The organism is Flaviaestuariibacter flavus (assembly GCF_004337505.1).
Taxonomy (GTDB): domain Bacteria; phylum Bacteroidota; class Bacteroidia; order Chitinophagales; family Chitinophagaceae; genus Flavisolibacter; species Flavisolibacter flavus.
On sequence record NZ_SJZI01000026.1, the window covers coordinates 1 to 1,583 of the forward strand.

General features: G+C 56.7%; 2 protein-coding genes. One reads left to right on the forward strand and one right to left on the reverse strand.

What is annotated here, in order from left to right:
- Positions 1–513, reverse strand: a complete 513-nt coding sequence (locus EPD60_RS07870; RefSeq protein WP_131448565.1) for a hypothetical protein — start codon at positions 511–513, stop codon at positions 1–3.
- A gap of 228 nt (positions 514–741) precedes the next feature.
- Here EPD60_RS07870 and EPD60_RS07875 point away from each other — a divergent pair.
- Positions 742–1,583 (forward strand): polysaccharide lyase (locus EPD60_RS07875; protein ID WP_207896563.1); only part of this gene is annotated, 842 nt, incomplete at its 3' end.

The window sequence follows — 1,583 nt, forward strand, 5'->3', positions numbered from 1 at the left end:
TTAATGCCCTTGCCGTGGTTGAGGGCATAGCGCACCATTACCTGGGCGTATCTGGAAAGAAGGTCCTTTGATAATTGCATGGAAAGGGGTTTCGACGAAGATAGGGTGGGGCGGTCTTGTCGCCAGTGGCGGAGGCTGCAAGCAGCCTTGGATCACGACGGCGCGACGGCACGACGGCACAACGTTTTTTTCTTTTGATAAAAAACGCTCATCGTCATTTGGCTGGAGAAAAGTGATTTTGGATAAACCGGGTTCAACATTATTGACGAAAAAGTGCCCATAAGTTTTTTCCTCCGTCGTGCCGTTGTGCCGCCGTGCCGTCGTGAACCAACGGGTCGCAGGCCCGGTGTTGCCGCAGATTGTTAACACCTTGTGAACGCCTCCGGGCAAGCATAAAGCTTTCCATTCGCCATCTAATGGTTTCTGCCTGTTTGCGGCTAATGCGATACTCCGGGCAAGCTTCAAAAAAGCGCCGAAACCATGTAAAAATGCGGCTTTGGACCATCGCTTCATTAGAGGCCTCTAATCGCTAAAACCTAATACTGGCGCGGGTTTTCGGGCATGCGTACCCGTTGAAAAAGGGCCTCACCCCCCAAAAATCCCTGTTGGCCCCGTGATCGGCCGGGCCCATCTAAAGTCAAAGCAAATCGCCATTTGTGGGGACTACTTTTACACCGCGCCGCAAGGCATTGACCGCCGCAAGGCATTAACCTAACCGTTCACCACTTAACCTAACCTCCGATGAAACAACACCGCGTTTCGAGCCTGGCATTCCTGTGCCTCGCACTGAGTACGACAGTCATCTCCTGTAAGAAGGATGACATTCTCCCGGCCGATCAGCAAGTGACAGCGACCCCCACTCCCGGCATCAGCACCGAAGGCCTCGCCGCCAATGCTACAGGGACCAACACCCTCGCTACGACAGCCACCACCGCCAACACCGGATTTGTGCTGCCTTACTACCGCTCCATCAACTGGGACGGCCGCGCCGACGGTCTCTACAGCCAGACGCAGGCAAGCGCCGACCTCGGCCCCACCGCCTACTGGAAAGTGACCTCCGCTTCGCAGACCCAGACCTACAGCAAAATGCTGCAGACGACCCTGCTGAAGAACGCCCTCACGGCGGGCGGCGTTTTCTCGAAGATTGACATTCCCGACGCCTCCACGTACACCCTTTCGTACGACATGCAGTTTGCTTCCGACTTCGACTTCAGCCTCGGTGGCAAGATCGGCTTCGGCCTCCTGGTAGGTGACGGCAACACGGGCGGCGACCCGGGTTGGGATGGCAACGGTGGCTCGGTGCGCCTGATGTGGTACAAGAATACCAGCACCAGCCCGGTGATCCTGAAGCCTTATGTATACTACAAAGACCAGCCCGGCACCTACGGCAACGACTTCGGCAAGGTTTACCCCTCCGGCGGCGCCTCGATCCAGAAGGGCGTGTGGTACAAGGTGAAGATATACGTGAAGTGTAACACCGGCTCCAACACCGACGGCCGCGTTCAGGTAGTGATCAACGGTACCACCATCCTCGACCAGGCCATCCGCTGGACCACCAACGACGCCAAGCGCCTCGTAAACAC